The 15637-nt window shown below is 73.8% G+C and carries 14 protein-coding genes; 6 read left to right on the forward strand and 8 right to left on the reverse strand.

The genetic code is table 11. The features are described from left to right. The first annotated feature begins 52 nt into the window (after window positions 1-52). Window positions 53-469 (forward strand): PPOX class F420-dependent oxidoreductase, encoded by a 417-nt coding sequence (locus tag B9L22_RS02600; RefSeq protein WP_086149096.1) that lies wholly within the window; start codon window positions 53-55, stop codon window positions 467-469. Between the two features lie 26 nt (window positions 470-495). Here B9L22_RS02600 and B9L22_RS02605 read toward each other — a convergent pair whose 3' ends face one another. The 8 genes from B9L22_RS02605 to B9L22_RS02640 all read right to left on the reverse strand — a co-directional run bounded on the left by B9L22_RS02605 (window position 496) and on the right by B9L22_RS02640 (window position 8533). Further along, the gene (locus B9L22_RS02605; RefSeq protein WP_233139795.1) at window positions 496-1611 is read right to left on the reverse strand and encodes a mannonate dehydratase; all 1116 of its coding nucleotides are present in this window, start codon (window positions 1609-1611) and stop codon (window positions 496-498) included. Between the two features lie 2 nt (window positions 1612-1613). Then, window positions 1614-3098 (reverse strand): mannitol dehydrogenase family protein, encoded by a 1485-nt coding sequence (locus tag B9L22_RS02610; protein ID WP_086149098.1) that lies wholly within the window; start codon window positions 3096-3098, stop codon window positions 1614-1616. Beyond that, a complete protein-coding gene (locus B9L22_RS02615; protein WP_086149099.1) occupies window positions 3095-4156 on the reverse strand; it encodes a Gfo/Idh/MocA family protein in 1062 nt (353 codons plus the stop codon). The genes B9L22_RS02610 and B9L22_RS02615 overlap by 4 nt, the downstream gene beginning before the upstream one ends. Before the next feature lie 8 nt (window positions 4157-4164). Continuing rightward, window positions 4165-4983: an ABC transporter ATP-binding protein gene (locus tag B9L22_RS02620; protein ID WP_233139624.1), complete on the reverse strand. Its 819-nt coding sequence runs from the start codon at window positions 4981-4983 to the stop codon at window positions 4165-4167. Further along, window positions 4980-5984 (reverse strand): ABC transporter substrate-binding protein, encoded by a 1005-nt coding sequence (locus B9L22_RS02625; RefSeq protein WP_233139627.1) that lies wholly within the window; start codon window positions 5982-5984, stop codon window positions 4980-4982. The genes B9L22_RS02620 and B9L22_RS02625 overlap by 4 nt, the downstream gene beginning before the upstream one ends. Window positions 5985-6094: 110 nt before the next feature. Then, a complete protein-coding gene (locus tag B9L22_RS02630) occupies window positions 6095-6988 on the reverse strand; it encodes an ABC transporter permease (RefSeq protein ID WP_086149629.1) in 894 nt (297 codons plus the stop codon). Window positions 6989-7050: 62 nt separating this feature from the next. Beyond that, window positions 7051-7878 (reverse strand): sugar phosphate isomerase/epimerase, encoded by an 828-nt coding sequence (locus B9L22_RS02635; RefSeq protein WP_086149101.1) that lies wholly within the window; start codon window positions 7876-7878, stop codon window positions 7051-7053. Between the two features lie 355 nt (window positions 7879-8233). After that, window positions 8234-8533, reverse strand: coding sequence for a hypothetical protein (locus B9L22_RS02640; protein WP_143317025.1), 300 nt, complete (start codon window positions 8531-8533; stop codon window positions 8234-8236). A gap of 273 nt (window positions 8534-8806) precedes the next feature. Between B9L22_RS02640 and B9L22_RS02645 the strand changes: the two genes are divergently transcribed. The 5 genes from B9L22_RS02645 to B9L22_RS02660 all read left to right on the forward strand — a co-directional run bounded on the left by B9L22_RS02645 (window position 8807) and on the right by B9L22_RS02660 (window position 15636). Beyond that, complete coding sequence (locus tag B9L22_RS02645; protein WP_086149103.1) at window positions 8807-9811, forward strand: LacI family DNA-binding transcriptional regulator; 1005 nt, start codon at window positions 8807-8809, stop codon at window positions 9809-9811. Window positions 9812-9970: 159 nt separating this feature from the next. Next, on the forward strand, window positions 9971-13342 hold the full coding sequence (locus B9L22_RS02650; RefSeq protein ID WP_233139630.1) for a family 16 glycoside hydrolase: 3372 nt from the start codon (window positions 9971-9973) through the stop codon (window positions 13340-13342). A gap of 175 nt (window positions 13343-13517) precedes the next feature. Next, window positions 13518-15026, forward strand: a complete 1509-nt coding sequence (gene uxaC, locus B9L22_RS02655) for a glucuronate isomerase (protein WP_086149104.1) — start codon at window positions 13518-13520, stop codon at window positions 15024-15026. 80 nt (window positions 15027-15106) lie between these two features. Further along, complete coding sequence (locus tag B9L22_RS19890; RefSeq protein ID WP_021479881.1) at window positions 15107-15280, forward strand: hypothetical protein; 174 nt, start codon at window positions 15107-15109, stop codon at window positions 15278-15280. Continuing rightward, a complete protein-coding gene (locus B9L22_RS02660) occupies window positions 15280-15636 on the forward strand; it encodes a YciI family protein (protein ID WP_086149105.1) in 357 nt (118 codons plus the stop codon). Before B9L22_RS19890 ends, B9L22_RS02660 begins: the two co-directional genes overlap by 1 nt. Window position 15637: the final 1 nt, after the last annotated feature.

The following is a 15637-nucleotide window of genomic DNA, read 5'->3' on the forward strand; positions in this document are numbered from 1 at the left end:
ACCCGTGACGTACCGTCGGGAGGTCCGCCGTCGTGCCACCGAAGGAGCCGTCGTGTCCCGTCCGCCGCTGCCCTCCCGTCTCGTCGAGATGCTCCGCCGCCCGAACGCCGCCGTGATGGCGACGGTGCGCTCCGACGGCGCCCCCGTCACCGCCGCGACCTGGTACGTCTGGGAGGACGACGGCCGCGTGCTCGTCAACCTCGACGAGTCCCGCGTGCGGCTCAAGCACCTGCGGAACGATCCCCGCGTCTCGCTCACGGTGCTCGACGAGAACTGGTACACGCACGTGACGCTCATCGGTCGCGTCGTCGAGCTGCGCGCCGACGAGGGCCTGACCGACATCGACCGCATCTCGCGCCACTACACCGGCCACGAGTACGCGAACCGGACCGACCCGCGCGTCAGCGCCTGGGTCGAGGTCGAGCGCTGGTACGGCTGGGGCGAGGCGAAGGCCGGCGACGACGCGTAGCACCTGCCGCAGGGCCCGGGGGGCCGTCAGGAGCCGTGACGGAACGCGTCCCACGCGCCGAGCAGGTACTGGATCCCGAGCGCGCGGTCGTACAGGCCGTAGCCGGGGCGCGGCCTGTTGGTCGTGTTCTCGTCCCACAGGTGACGCCCGTGGTCGGGGCGGACGTAGCCCTGGTAGTCCGCCTCCGCGTAGGCGCGCATGATTCCGGTCGTGTCGACGCTGCCCTCGCACGCGCGGTGCGCGACCTCGGTGAAGTCCCCACCCCCCAGGTGCTTGATGTTGCGCACGTGCGTGAAGTGGATGCGGTCCATGAACGTGCGCACCGCGTCGACGGCGTCCTGCTCGGGGTTCGCGGAGAAGCTGCCGAGGCACAGCGTCAGACCGTGGTAAGGGCTGTCGTGGAGCGCGAGGACGCGGGCCAGGTCGTCCTTGGTCGAGACGACGCGCGGCCAGCCGAAGACGTCGAACGGCGGGTCGTCCGGGTGCACGCCGAGCCGCACCCCGGCCTCCTCGCACGCGGGGACCACGGCGTCGAGGAAGTACCGGTAGTGCGCGTACATGTCGTCGTGGGTCACGCCCTCGTAGGCGGCGTCGAGCTCGCTGAAGCTCGCGAGCCGCTCGGGCTCCCAGCCGGGCAGCGTCAGCCCGTGCGTGCTCGTCTCCATCTCGGCGATGAGCCGCTGCGGCGACCAGGCGTCGACCACGGCGCGCTCGAAGAAGAGGGCGGTCGAGCCGTCCGGCAGCGGGTGCCAAAGGTCGGTGCGCAGCCAGTCGAGGACGGGCATGAAGTTGTAGCAGACGACCTTGACGCCGGCCCGCCCGAGGCGCCGGACGGTCGTGACGTAGTTCTCGATCGCCTCGTCGCGGCCCATGCCGAGGACCGTCCTGCCGAGCTTGATCGACTCGTGCACGTTGACCGACTCGACGACCTCGGCGTCGAACGTCCGGGTGATCCCTCGTGCACGGGCCTCGGCGGACAGCCCGGTGATCCGCGCGACCTCCGCGTCGATCTCCGCCTGCTCCCAGACCTCGCCCGCCTGCTTGCCGTGGAGGCTCCACACGATCGTCTCCACCCCGGGGATCTGCCGGACGTGGTCGAGCGTGACCGTGTCGTTGCCCTCGCCGTACCACCGGAAACCCATCTTCACCGTGCACCCACCTCGTCCCTCGTCGTGATCGCGCCGACGACGGCGTCGGCGACCTCGTCCAGCCGGGGGTCCACCACGCCCGGGAGCAGTCCCGGGAGGCGGACGAGCGCGCGGGCCGCCGCCGCGTCGTCGGGCGCTCCCTCCACGACCGTGCGCAGCTCGTCGCCGCGCGGGTCGTCCAGCGGGCGCCCGGCCCGCACCTCTGCCACGACGAACGCGGCCCACGCGGCGAGGGCACCCACGACACCCGGCGCGGCCGCGTCGCCGGGCCGGCCCGCGAGGAGGTCCCCGAGCGTCGTGCCCCACCGCACCGGGATCTTCGACGTGCCGTCCATGGCGACCTGCCGGGTGGCGTGTCCCGTCGCGGGGTTCGCGAACCGGTCCAGCAGGGCCTCGGCGTAGGCGCGGAGGTCGACGCCGTCCGGCGCGACGAGCGTCGCCAGCGCGTCGGCCTGCAGCGCGCGTGCCCCTGCCGCGAGCACCGGGTCGGCGACGGCGTCGGCGATCGTGGCGTGGCCCGCGAGCGACCCGGCGTAGGCGAGGTACGAGTGGGCCCCGTTGAGCAGGCGCAGCTTGGCGCGCTCGTACGGCGCGACGTCGCGCGTGAGCGTCGCGCCGCCGAGCTCCCACGCCGGGCGGGGCCCGGCGAAGCGGTCCTCGACGACCCACTGGAGGAACGGCTCCGCGACGACGACGCCCTCGTCGCGCGCGCCGAGGAGCGCCTCGACCTCGTCGCGCTGCGCCGAGGTGGTGGCGGGCACGATCCGGTCGACCATGCTGCACGGGAACGTCACCGCCGTCGCGAGCCAGCCGCGCAGGGCGTCGCCCGCGGGCCCGGGGAGCGCGGCGTCGACCGCCTGGCGCACGAGGCGCGCGAGCACGCGGCCGTTGTCGGCGAGGTTGTCGCAGCTCAGCACGGTGAGCGGCGCTGCGCCGGCCCGACGACGCGCGGCGAGCCCGCGCACCAGCAGCCCGACGGCGGTCGTCGCCGCCCCGGTGTCCTCGTCGGCGACCTCCCGCGTCTCCTCGGCGGCGAGCAGGTCGAGGTCGGCGCGCACCGCGATCGTGTCCAGGTGCCCGTCGGCGCGGCGCGCGTAGCCCTTCTCGGTGACGGTGAGCGTCACCACGTGCGTCGTGGGCGCGGCGAGCGCCGCGAGGATCCGCGGCGTCTCCTCGGCCGGCCACGCCACGTCCGTCACCGAGCCCACGACGCGTGCGGACGCCCCGCGGGCGCCAACCGTCAGCACGGTGTAGACGCCACCCTGCGGACGGAGCTGGTCCCGCACGGTCGCGGAGCGTTGCGTCACGCCGAGGATCCCCCAGCGGTCCTCGCCCGTGGCGAGCGCGGCGTCCTCCGTGACGACCGCCTGGTGCGCCCGGTGGAACGCGCCGATCCCGAGATGGACGATGCCGACGTGCGCCGGGTCGACCGGCGCGGGCCGGAGCGAGGGCGGCCCTCCCCGGTGCAGCCGCGCGGTCACGCGGCCTCCCGGGGTCCGACGCGACCGAGGTCGGCGGGACGGACGGTGCACCCGGTCGCGGCCGCCTGCCGGATCGCGCACAGGAGCCGGACGGTCTCCACGGCGTCGGCGGCCCCCACCGGCGGCGGTGCCGTCCCGTCGAGCGCCGCGAGCACCCGCTCCCACTGCGCGCGGTGACCGGCGTGGCCGATCGCGAGCGGGTCCGCCGCCCCGCCCGCCGCGCTGCCGGAGGCGGGGGCGGGGACGCCGGGCACCTCCCACCGGACCACCTCGTCCTGCGCGAGCTCGACGGAGCCGAGCGACCCGTGGAGCGTCAGCGTCGCGGGGAAGCCGGGCGGGGTCGCCGTCGTCGTCGTGACGACGCCGAGCGCGCCGGACGCGAGGCGGAGGGTCGCGACCGTGGTGTCCTCGGCGCCCGCCGGGCGCGCGAGCGTCGCGGCCTGGGCGGTCACCGACTCGACCGGCCCGCAGAGCCACCGCAGGAGGTCGACGTTGTGGACGCCCTGGTTGACGAGCGACCCGCCGCCCTCGCGCTCGTCCGACCGCCACGGCGCTGCCGCGTAGTAGTCGTCGTCGCGGAACCACGGGACGTGCGTCGCGACGAGCCGCAGCTCGCCCAGCGCGCCGCGGTCGAGCGCGCGCCGCAGCTCCTGGTGCTGCGGCTCGAAGCGGCGCTGCGAGACCATCGAGACGACGCGCCCCCGCTCGCGCGCGACCCGTTCGACGAGCAGCGCGTCCTCCACGGTGAGCGCGAGCGGCTTCTCCACGACCACGTGCTTGCCGGCCTCGAGCGCGGCGAGCGCGAGCCGCGCGTGGCTCCCGCTCGGCGTGCAGACCGCGACGACGTCGACGTCCGGGCGACGGACCACGTCGTCCGGCGTGGTGCGCACCGCGGGGCCGCCGCTCGCCGCGTCGTCGGGCAGGCCGCGCCCGCTGTAGGCGACGAGGCGCGCCCGTGGGTGCAGGTCGAGCAACGCCCGGGCGTGCAGCGCGCCGATGCTCCCCGTCCCGACGATGCCGACCCCGACGACGCCCGCGGCACCCGGCCCCCCGGCCACGGCCCTGCTCACTCGACCACGTGGCTGGCGCCGAGCAGGTCGCGCAGCCGCTCGGCGGCACCCGTGAACCGCGGGTCGACGAGGGTCGTCCCGTAGTCGCGCTCGGCGGGCAGCCCCGGTTCGAGCGTCTCGACGATCCGGCCCGGGCGAGGGCTCATGACGACGATCCGGCTGCCCAGGAAGACGGCCTCCGGCACGGAGTGGGTGACGAGGACGATCGTCGTCCCGGTCTCCCGCCAGATGCGGTTCATCTCGATGTTCATCTGCTCGCGCGTGAGGGCGTCGAGGGCGCCGAAGGGCTCGTCCATGAGGAGCACCCGCGGTTCGTGCAGGAGCGCCCGGCACAGGGCGACGCGTTGCTGCATGCCGCCGGACAGCTCGTGCGGCAGCGCCTTCTCGAACCCGGTGAGCCCCGTGAGCTCGATGAGCACGTCGGCGCGCTCCTGGGCGCGGCGCCGGTCCATCCCGCGCATCTCCGCCTGGAGCAGGATGTTCTTGCGCACCCCACGCCACTCGAGCAGCGCCGAGCGCTGGAACGCGAAGCCGATGTCGCGCTGGGGGCGCGTCACGACCTGCCCGTTGAGGCGCACCTCGCCCTCGGTGTACGCGGTGAGACCTGCGACGATCTTGAGCAGCGTCGACTTGCCGCAGCCGGACGGCCCGACGATCGTCACGAGCTCCCCCGCGCGGACGGTCAGCGAGACGTCGTCGAGCGCCACCGTCTCGGACCGCTTCGAGCTGAACCGCATCGTGAGGTCGCGGACCTCGATGACCGGTTCGGCGCGGGCGTCCGCGGCCGGAGCGGCGAGCTCCGGGGCCGCCGTCACAGGTCCGCCCCGAACGAGCCGTCCCAGAAGTCCGCCGGGGTCGTGCCGCCGTCGAAGTCGGTGTTCTCGGAGAGGAACGTCAGGGTGCTCGTCCACTGCTCCTCGGTGTTGACGCCCGGTGCCGGGGCGTCGTCGAGCCCGAGCAGCTCGACCGTCGCCGCGAGCTGCGCCGCCAGCACCGCGTCGTCGGGCGCCTGCTCGGCGCCGGCCGCCATCGCCGTGACCGCGCCCTCCGGGTCCTCGGACGCCGCGAGGAAGGCGCGCGAGGTCGCGCGCACCATCGCCTCGACGAGCTCCGGGTCGTCGGCGATGAGCTGCTCGTGGGCCACGAGTCCGGTGCCGAGCAGGTTCATCCCGAAGTCGGCGAAGGGCAGCGCGTCGACCTCCTCGCCCGTCTGGTTCTCGATGGTCGGCGCCTGGTCGTGGTGGAAGCCCTGGATGGCGTCGACCTTGCCCTCGATGAGGGCGGCGATCTTGCCCGCGGCGTCGACGTTGACGACCGTCACGTCCGCCGGGTCGACGCCGTTGAGCTCGAGCCACGCGGGGAACGTGCCGTACATCGCGTCGCCGGGCGTGCCGCCGACCGTCTTGCCGACGAGGTCGGCCGGCTCGGCGATGCCCTGGTCGGCGAAGAACTCGACGGAGCTCGGTCCCGTCTGCAGGAAGACGCCCACGCTGCGCACGGGCATCCCCGAGCTGATCGCGTTGGCCAGCGGAGGCGTGTCCGCCCACCCGAAGTCGGTGTTGCGCTGCGCCACCTGCTGGACCGTGTTCCCCGACCCGTTGCCCGGCTGGATGGTGAGGTCGATGCCCTCCTCCTCGAAGATCCCCTGGTCGACGCCGTAGTAGAACGGCGCGTGCTCGCCGTACGGGACCCAGTTGAGGGTGACGGTGACCTCGGTGAGACCGTCGCTCCCCTCGCCGCCACCGGCCTCCGACGGGTCGGACTGCCCGCAGGCCGCCGTCCCTGCCACCACGACGCCGGCCACCGCCAGCGTCACTGCGAACTGTCCACCGCGCATGGGAAGAGCCCTTCTGCTCGTGCCGCCTCGTCGTCGAGGGGCGGGGTGTGCTGGACCCGGACGCCGGCGGGCGCCGGCGGCCCGGGAGGTCATGACGCCGCGAGGACGAGGTTCCCGCGCCGCGACGCGTGCCACGGGATGAGGAGCCGCTCGAGCAGCTCGACCAGGAGGAAGAGCACCACGCCGATGAGCGACATGAGGATGAGGTCGGCGAACAGCAGAGGTGCGTCGAGGTTGCCGCTCGCCAGGAGGAGCACGTACCCGAGGCCACGGTCGGCACCGACGAACTCGCCGACGACCGCCCCGACGACCGCGAGCGTCACGGCGACCTTGAGCCCGGACATGAGCTGGGGCAGCGACCCGGGGAAGCGGATCTTGCGGAACGTCCTCCAGCGCGACGCGCCCATGGTCGCGGACATCTCCAGCAGCTCGGGGTCGATCGACCGCAGCCCGGCGACGGCCGAGACGACGACCGGGAAGAACGCGATGAGCACCGCGAGCACGATCTTGGGCGTCGCGCCGAACCCGAACCACACGACGAGGATCGGGGCGATCGCGATCTTGGGGATGACCTGCGCGAACAGGATGAGCGGGTAGAGCGACTTCTCGGCGGTCGGCGAGTACACGAGCAGCACCGCGGTCGCGACGCCGATCACGGCGGCGAGGACGAACCCGACGACCGTCTCCATCGTCGTGACCCACGTGTGCTCGAGCAGCATGGGCCAGTCGGCGACCATCGTGTCCCAGACCGCGCCGGGCGAGGGGACGAGGTACGCGGGGACGAGCTCCCGCCACGCGACGAACCACCACGCCGCGAGGAGGGCGAGGAGCACGAGCGCCGGCCGCCACGCCGCCGACACGACGGCGAGCGAGCGCGCGCCGAGCGACGTCGTGGGCCGTCCGCCCGTACCCGCACGTCGGGGTGCCGTGACGGGCGGGCCCGCCGCGGGGCGGACCGGTCGCACTTCCTGGGCTGTCGTCATCGTGCGGTCCTCCATGGTCGTGGTGCGGGTGCTGCGCGGGACGTCCGGGGGCGGCGCGCTCGTCATCGGTACGGCACCCCCTCGGCGTCGAGGATCGTGGTGAAGGCCTCCCACGCCTCCGTGAACAGCTCAGGACCGGAGAACCCGCCGAGGCTGTGGGCGTCGCTCAGGTGCGGCTCGAGCGAGAAGAACCCGTCGAAGCCGTCGTCGCGCAGGGCCCGGACCGTCTCCACGAGCTCACCGTCGCCCCGGCCCGCGGGCACGACGGCCCCCGTCGCCGCGACGGCGTCCTTCACCTGCACGTACACCAGGTGCGGGCGCAGCAGCGCGTACCCGTCGGTGAAGGGCCGGACGCCCACCTGGACGAAGTTCGCCGAGTCCCACGCGAGCGCGAGGTGCTCGGACCCCACCGACTCGACGACGTCGAGGCACCGCTCGGGCGTGTCGCCGTAGATGCCCTTCTCGTTCTCGTGGACCAGCACGACGCCTGCCGTGCGCGCGACCTCCGCGAGCGCCCGCATGCGCCGCACGACGACGTCGCGCACGGTCGCCGGGTCCGTCCCCGGGCGCACGAAGAACGAGAACACCCGCACGTACGGCGCGTCGAGCTCCTGCGCGAGCCGCGCGGCGTGCCGCATCCGGTCGACATGCGGGTCGAAGTCCTCGTCGACCGCGATCTTGCCCACGGGCGAGCCGATGCTCGAGACCCGGAGGTCGTGGCGGTGCAGCAGGCGCACGACCTCCCCGCGCTGGTCGTCGTCGAGGTCGAGCACGTTCGTGCCCCACGCGCTGCGGAGCTCGACGAAGCGCAGCCCGAGCTCGGAGGCGACGACGCACTGCGTCTCCACCTCGGGCGAGATCTCGTCCGCGAAGCCCGAGAGCGTCCACATCGTGCGTCCTCCCTTCTGGTCGTCTCCCGGCGACGGCGCGGCGGCCACCGTCCGGCGGCCGCCGACGCGGGGAGGCGCCGGACGGGCGGTGCACGGAGGTGGGGGGCGGGTCGACGAGACGGTGTCGAGGTCCTGCGCACGGAGCTCGTTCTCGGTGCGCCTGGCATGGACAGTAGGGGCGCGCCTGCGGGTGGACAACGAGTTGCCACTTGTTGCCCCCCGACGGCCGCGGCCCCTCCCGCGCGCGACGGCCCCCGGGTTCCGCGGGTGCTCGCCGGGGCGTGCGCCCGACCGGGTGCCCCGGACGCCGGTTGCCACCGGTTGCCACCGTCGGCACCGTCGGCACCGGCCGTCGTCAGGCGCCGGGGTCGGGCGGTCCGGCGAGGTCGAGCGCGACGAGGCGGAAGCCCGCCGAACGGACCGCCCGGAGCACCTCGCCACGGAGCGGCTCGCTCGTCACCGCGAGCAGGTCGGTAGAGGGCGCCTCGATGCGGGCCAGGTCGCCGTGGTGGTGGACCCGCAGATCGTCGAGCCCGAGCCGCCGCAGCTCGCTCTCGGCCGTCTCCACCTGCACGGCCTCCTCGACCGCGCCCCGGGGGTCGACCGGGGCCAGGGCCGGGCCGGTCACGTCCGGCGACGGCGCGGTGCGCCTCATCGACGGCACCCGTGGGACCCGACCTCCGGAGCGGCCACGGGCGCGGTCCCCGCCACGGGCGCGGTCGCGGCCGGCGCTCGGCCGCCGGGTCTGCGCCGAGCCGTGGGCAGGGTCGAGGACGGGGTCGGTCGCGGCTCCACGGAGCCATTGGACGGCGCCCTCCGGTGGTCGTCAAGGAGTTGCCGTCGGTTGCCTCCGGCACCCTCCACGCGCGACACGGCAACGACAACCGGTTGTTGTCCATCGCTGTCAGCGACGTTACAGTCCGACCGCATGACCCCCGCCGGCAATGGTGCCAGCCCGACGATCTACGACGTCGCCCAGGCGGCCGGCGTCGCGCCCTCGACCGTCTCGCGCGCGTTCTCACGGCCCGGCCGCGTCAACGCCCAGACCGCGGAACGTATCCGTCAGGTCGCCAGCGAGCTCGGCTACCGGACGAACCCGCTCGCCCGCGGGCTGCCGACCGGCCGGACGTCCCTGCTCGGGATCGTCGTCGCCGACGTGACCAACCCGTTCTTCTTCGAGATCCTCCGCGGCGCCGAGAAGACGGCCCAGGACGCCGGGTACACCCTGCTCATGGTCGACGCGCACGAGTCCGACGAGGCGGAGCGCCGGGCCCTGGACCGCACCCTGCCCCTCGTGGAGGGCATGATCCTCGCGACGTCGCGGCTCTCGGACTCCTCGATCCGCGTCGCGGCGAAGCAGCGACCGACGATCGTCATGAACCGCCACGTCACCGACGTCCCCAGCGTGCTGACGGACAACGCCCAGGGCATGCGCAGCGCCGTCGAGCACCTCGCCGGACTCGGGCACACGAGCCTCGCCTACGTCGCCGGGCCGGAGGCGTCCTGGGCCGACGGCATGCGCTGGCGCGCGTTCCGCGAGGCGACGCGCGAGGTCGACGTGCAGGCCCGCCGGGTCGGCCCGTACCCGCCCACGCTCGCGGGCGGGCTCTCCGCGGCGAAGGCGCTCGTCGCGCACGCCGCGACGGCGGTCGTCGCCTACAACGACCTCATCGCGATCGGTGCCATGCGCGGCATGCGCCGGCTCGGCGTCGAGGTGCCGCGGGACATGAGCGTCGTCGGCTTCGACAACATCTTCGGCTCGGACTTCTGCACTCCCCCGCTCACGACCGTCGCAGCACCCCTGCGTCACTTCGGGTCGTTCGCCGTCCAGCGTCTCCTGGCCCAGCTGCGCTCGTCGCCCCCGGCCGCCGTCGGGCCGACGCTCCTGCCCGCCAAGCTCGTGGAACGGGGCTCGACCGCCCGTCCCGCCTGAGCGGCGCTCGGCGCACCGCGCCGGTCGGGCAGGGGCAACAAGTGGCAACTCGTTGCCCCGGTCCCGCGCGTCCCCGGATAGTGACCGCACGGCGCGCACCGATGCGCGCCGCGCGCACCGTCCCGGACACGCAAGGCCCTCGATGGAGAGGCAAGGCTGATGGACCACCCCTCGAACCTGGCACCACCTCCGCACGGCGCGGCACGGCGTCGACGACGGCGCGCCGTCGTCGCGGCGCTCGCCGCGCTCGCCGTCCCCTCCGGCGTCCTGACCGCCCAGGCAGCGGCACTGGTCGCCGTCCCCGCCGCGACCCAGGCCGACATCCGTCCCCAGGAGCCCGGCGTGACCCTGCGCGTCTTCGACGTGCAGGTCATCCTCGACGACTACTGCACGCTCAAGCCCGGGCAGACGCCCAACGTCGACAAGATCATGCCGACCGTCGACTGGACCACGGCCGCCGACTTCGGTCTCACGGACAAGTTCGTCACCGAGGTGACGGGGTACCTGAACGTCCCCGAAGCCGGCACGTACGACTTCCGGATCACGAACGACGACGGCGCACGGCTGCTGCTCGACGACGAGCTCGTGGTCGACCACCCGGGACGCCACGGCGCGACGTCCAAGGAGGGGTCGATCGAGCTCGAGGCGGGCTACCGCGCGCTGCGCATCGACCACTTCGACGGCGAGTTCGACCAGCGGCTCAAGCTCGAGTGGCGCCCGCCGGGCGCGTCGGGCTACGTCGTCGTCCCGAGCTCCGTGCTGAGCACCGACGCCGACGTCACGCGCGTCACGTCGCCCGGTCGCAAGGAGTGCGAGGGCGTCACCGAGGCCCCGGGCGACGGGCTGCCGCTCACCGAGGTGCACCCCGACTACACGCTCACGGACCTGCGCCCCGAGGGCTTCCAGCCCCAGGTGACGGGCATGGACTGGCTGCCCGACGGCCGTCTGGCCATCTCCACCTGGGGCGGCGACCGGCTCACGCAGCGCGGCGAGGTCTACCTCGTCGACCACGTCCAGGGTGACACCGGCGCCGACGACGTGACCTACACGAAGGTCGCCGAGGGCCTCACGGAGCCGATGGGCCTGAAGTACGTCGACGGCACGATCTACGTGTCCGAGAAGGACGGACTGACCGCGCTCGTCGACACCGACGGCGACGAGGTCGCCGACGAGCACGACACGATCGCGACCTGGCCGTTCGGCGGCAACTACCACGAGTTCGCGTTCGGCCTCCTCTACGAGGACGGCTACTTCTACGTCACCACCGGCATCGCGATGGTGCCCGGCGGCAACTCGCTCGACCCGCAGCTCGCGGAGAACCGCGGCTCGGTCATGAAAATCAGCAAGGACACCGGGGAGGTCGAGTACGTCGCGGGCGGCCTGCGCACGCCGAACGGGCTCGGCTGGGGCGCCGACGGCGGCATGTACGTCACCGACAACCAGGGCGTCCGCATCCCCACCTCCAAGCTCGTGCGCGTCGAGGAGGGCGCGTTCTACAACCACTTCACCAACCCCGACGGCCCGTACGACGACCAGCCCGTCACCGAGCCGGTCCTGTGGATGCCGCACAGCGAGATCTCGAACTCGCCGAGCAACCCCGTCGTGCTCACCGAGGGCGTGTTCGCCGGTCAGCTGGCGATCGGGGACGTCACGTACGGTGGTCTCCAGCGTGCGTACCTCGAGGACGTCGCGGGCCAGGAGCAGGGCGCCGTCTTCCGCATGACGCAGGGCCTCGAGTCGGGAGTGAGCCGGACGAGCGTCGGCCCGGACGGCGCGATCTACGTCGGCGGCATCGGCTGGTCGGGCAACTGGGGCCAGGCGGGCAAGCTCTCGTACGGTCTCCAGAAGCTCACGTACGACGGCAACCACGCCTTCGACATGCTCGCGATGCGCGCCGTCGAGGGCGGCTTCGAGATCGAGTACACGCAGCCGCTCTCCGAGGAGACGGCGCAGGACCTCGCGTCGAAGTACACGGCCGCGCAGTGGCGCTACGTCGCGACCCCGCAGTACGGCGGCCCCAAGGTGGACGAGGAGGTCCTGGACGTCGCCGCCGCGACCGTGTCGGAGGACCGGAGGACCGTCACGCTGCAGATCGACGGGCTGAAGCCCGGGCGTGTCGTGAACGTCCACTCCCCGCGCCCGTTCGCGTCCGAGAGCGGGCAGGAGCTGTGGAGCACCGAGGCGTGGTACACCCTCACGCGCCTGCCGGACGGCTCCGTCGCGCCGCCCGTCTACGAGGCCGAGGCCGCCGACATCTCCGGCGGCGCCGGCTGGAACAGCAACCACGCCGGCTACTCGGGCAGCGGGTTCGTGGACCGCAACTGGGAGCCGGGCGCGCAGACGACCTTCGCGGTCCGCGCGGAGAAGGCCGGACCCCACGACCTCGCGATCCGCTACGCCAACGGGCAGAACAGCGACCCGCGGCCGACGCCACGGAACCTGAGCCTGTACGTCAACGGCGAGAAGCTCAAGCAGGTCTGGTTCGACAGCACCGTGAGCTGGTCGACGTGGGCGACGCAGGTCGAGACCGTGCCGCTGCGCGAGGGTGCGAACACCGTGACGATCCGGCACGACGACGACGACCTCGGGCACGTCAACCTCGACAGCCTCACCGTCACCCCGAGCGAGCGCATCACGCTCTTCGACGGCGACGACCTCGACGCGTGGGCCGCGGTCAACGGCGGCGGCCCGGCCACGTGGCCGATCGCGGACGGCTCGTTCGAGTCCTTCGGCGGTGACATCCGCACGAAGGAGAAGTTCGACGACTTCCGGATGCACGTCGAGTGGTACCAGCCCGAGCACGCGCCCGAGGTCACGGGCCAGGCCCGCGGCAACAGCGGCGTCTACATCCAGGAGCGCTACGAGGTCCAGGTGCTCGAGTCGTTCGGGATCGACCCCCCGAAGAACAACGACGCCGGGGCCATCTACCTGAAGAAGGCGCCCGACGTGAACGCGGCGACCCCGATGGGCACGTGGCAGACGTACGACCTCGAGTTCCGGGCCGCGCGGTTCGGCCCCGACGGCGCCAAGACCGAGGACGCCCGCATCACGCTCGTGTGGAACGGGCAGCTCGTGCACGACGACGTCGCCGTCGACGGGAAGACCGGCAACGGCAAGGACGAGGGCCCGACGTCGGGGTACATCAAGCTCCAGGACCACGGCGACCCCGGCCTCAACCCGCGGTTCCGCAACGTCTGGATCGAGCGCCTCCCGAGCGTGGAGGAGCCCGCCCCGTCGGAGGTGGCGGTCACCGCGACCGCCGAGGTCCGCTGCCTCGCGGGCACGCCGTACGTCGCGGTCCGCGCGCTCAACGACGACACCGTCCCGTTGGACGTCGTCCTCGACACGCCGTTCGGTTCCAAGGCGTTCACCGGCGTCGCCCCCGGCAAGAACGCCTACCAGGCGTTCGCCGTCCGGGGCGACGAGACCCCGGCGGCAGGGTCCGTGACCGTCACCGCTCGCCCGTCCGACACCTCTGACGAGCGGGAGACCGTCGCGACACCGGAGCACGGCCTGCCCACCTGCGGCTGACGCTCCACCGTCGGGCCCGGATGCCGCCCACCCGTCCGCGGGCGGCGGCACCGGGCCCGACGCGTCGGTGGGCGCGCCGCGCACCCACCCCGAGACCGACCACCGCGCGCACGACCACGCCCTCCGGTCACCACCGGAGGAAGGGACGACGACCGCGCACCACTGGAGGACACCCGTGACGAGCACGACGCACCACGAGACCGGGACCACGACGGCACCGTGGGTCCTGCACCCCGACCGCGCGCTGCCCGCGGACCCTGCCCTGCGGCGCGTCGCACGGGAGGTGTACGACGCCACGCGCGGCCTGCCGATCGTCTCGATGCACGGGCACGTGGACGCGGCGCTCCTGGCTGACGACGCGGCGTTCGGCGACCCCGCCGCGCTCCTCGTGACCCCGGACCACTACCTCGTGCGCCTGCTCGTCGCGCAGGGCACCTCGCCGCACGGCGCCCCCGGGGTGCGCGGTGTGCAGGACCTCGGTGCGGCGCCCCTCGCGTCGGCGCCCGCGGGCACGGCACCGGCGGAGACCGACCCCCGCACGATCTGGCGGCGGTTCTGCGCCGGGTGGCGGATCTATCGCGGCACTCCGACGCGCTACTGGCTCGAGCACGTGTTGGTCGAGGTCTTCGAGGCTCCCGTCCGGCCGTCCGCCGCCACGGCGGACGAGCTGTTCGACCATCTCGTCGACCGGCTCTCACGACCGCAGTTCCGCCCTCGGGCGCTGTTCGAGCGGTTCGGCATCGAGACCCTCGCGACCACAGACCCCGCCCAGTCCGCGCTCGCCGACCACGCCCGCCTGGCGGCCGACGGCTGGGGCGAGCGCGTCGTGCCCACCTTCCGGCCCGACCCGCTCCTGCACGTCGACCGGGCCGACTGGGGCGCGCAGGTGGCCGAGCTCGGCTCCGCGGCGGGGACGGACGTCGTCGACTACGGGACGTACCTCGACGCCCTCCGCGAGCGTCGCGCCGCGTTCGTCGCCGCGGGCGCGCGCGCGACCGACCACGGTCATCTCACGGCCGACACGACGCCGATGGACGAGACCGACGCCGCCCGGGTGCTCGACCGCGCCCTGCGCGGGGTCGTGACGGCGCCGGAGGCGCGGGCGTTCGCGGCGCACATGCTCTTCCAGATGGCGGCGATGTCCGCCGAGGACGGCTTGGTGATGCAGCTCCACCCCGGGGTGCTGCGCGACCACTGCGCCGGCGTGGCGCGGGCGTACGGACCCGACCGGGGGTACGACGTCCCGGAGCGCACCGAGTACGTGCGCGCGCTGCGACCGGTCCTCGACGCGTTCGGCCATCACCCGGGGTTCCGCATGATCGCGTTCACGGTCGACGAGACCGCGTACTCCCGCGAGCTCGCGCCTCTCGCCGGCGTGTACCCCGCGCTGCGTCTCGGGGCCCCCTGGTGGTTCCTCGACAGCCCCGACGGCATGCGCCGGTTCCGTGAGGCCGTCACCGACACCGCCGGCTTCTACAACACGAGCGGGTTCGTCGACGACACCCGGGCGTTCTGCTCCGTCCCGGCGCGCCACGATCTGGCGCGCCGCATCGACGCCGGGTTCCTCGCGCGCCTCGTCGCCGAGCACCGGCTCGACCTGGACGAGGCGGTCGAGACCGCCGTCGACCTCGCGTACCACCTGCCCCGCGCTTCCTATCCCTCGCCGCGCGGTCCGGTCCGGTAGCGCCGCGATGTCGATCCCGGCGGCCGGGCTTCGTCGTCCTCCCGTACGGCCGCCCGGGCCGTACGAGAGGAGGAGGCCCGATGACGACGTTCCTGGAGACGATCCTCGCGGCGGACCGCGAGCACCCGCCGGACCGTGCGCGGTACCGTGACGGGCGACGCTGCGCCGGGGACGGGACGTCCGCCGCCGACGTCGCGTCCTCCGGGCCGACGGTGCTCCGCCGGCCCGCGGCGACGAGGGCGGAGGACCTCTGATGCGCTACCTCATGCTCGTGCTCGGCACCCCGGACGACCCGGGGCTGCCGCCCGAGGAGGCCGAGGCCGCGGCCCCGATCGGGGAGTGGGTCGGGCGGCACTACGGCAGCGGCGCCGGGGTGGTCGGCGACCGGCTGCGCCCCCCGGAGGACGCCGTGGGCGTGCGGGTCCGGGGCGGCAAGGTGCTCGTCACGGACGGGCCGTTCTCCGAGACGAAGGAGTCGATCGCGGGCTTCGACGTCCTCGAGGCGCCGGATCTGGACACCGCGATCGCCATCGCGTCCGAGCACCCCATGGCGTACGGCGGCGCGATCGAGCTGCACCCGGCGTGGCCGCTGGACCTCGACGGGTCCTGAG

Source organism: Cellulosimicrobium sp. KWT-B (assembly GCF_002127155.1).
In the GTDB taxonomy this organism is placed as follows: domain Bacteria; phylum Actinomycetota; class Actinomycetes; order Actinomycetales; family Cellulomonadaceae; genus Cellulosimicrobium; species Cellulosimicrobium funkei.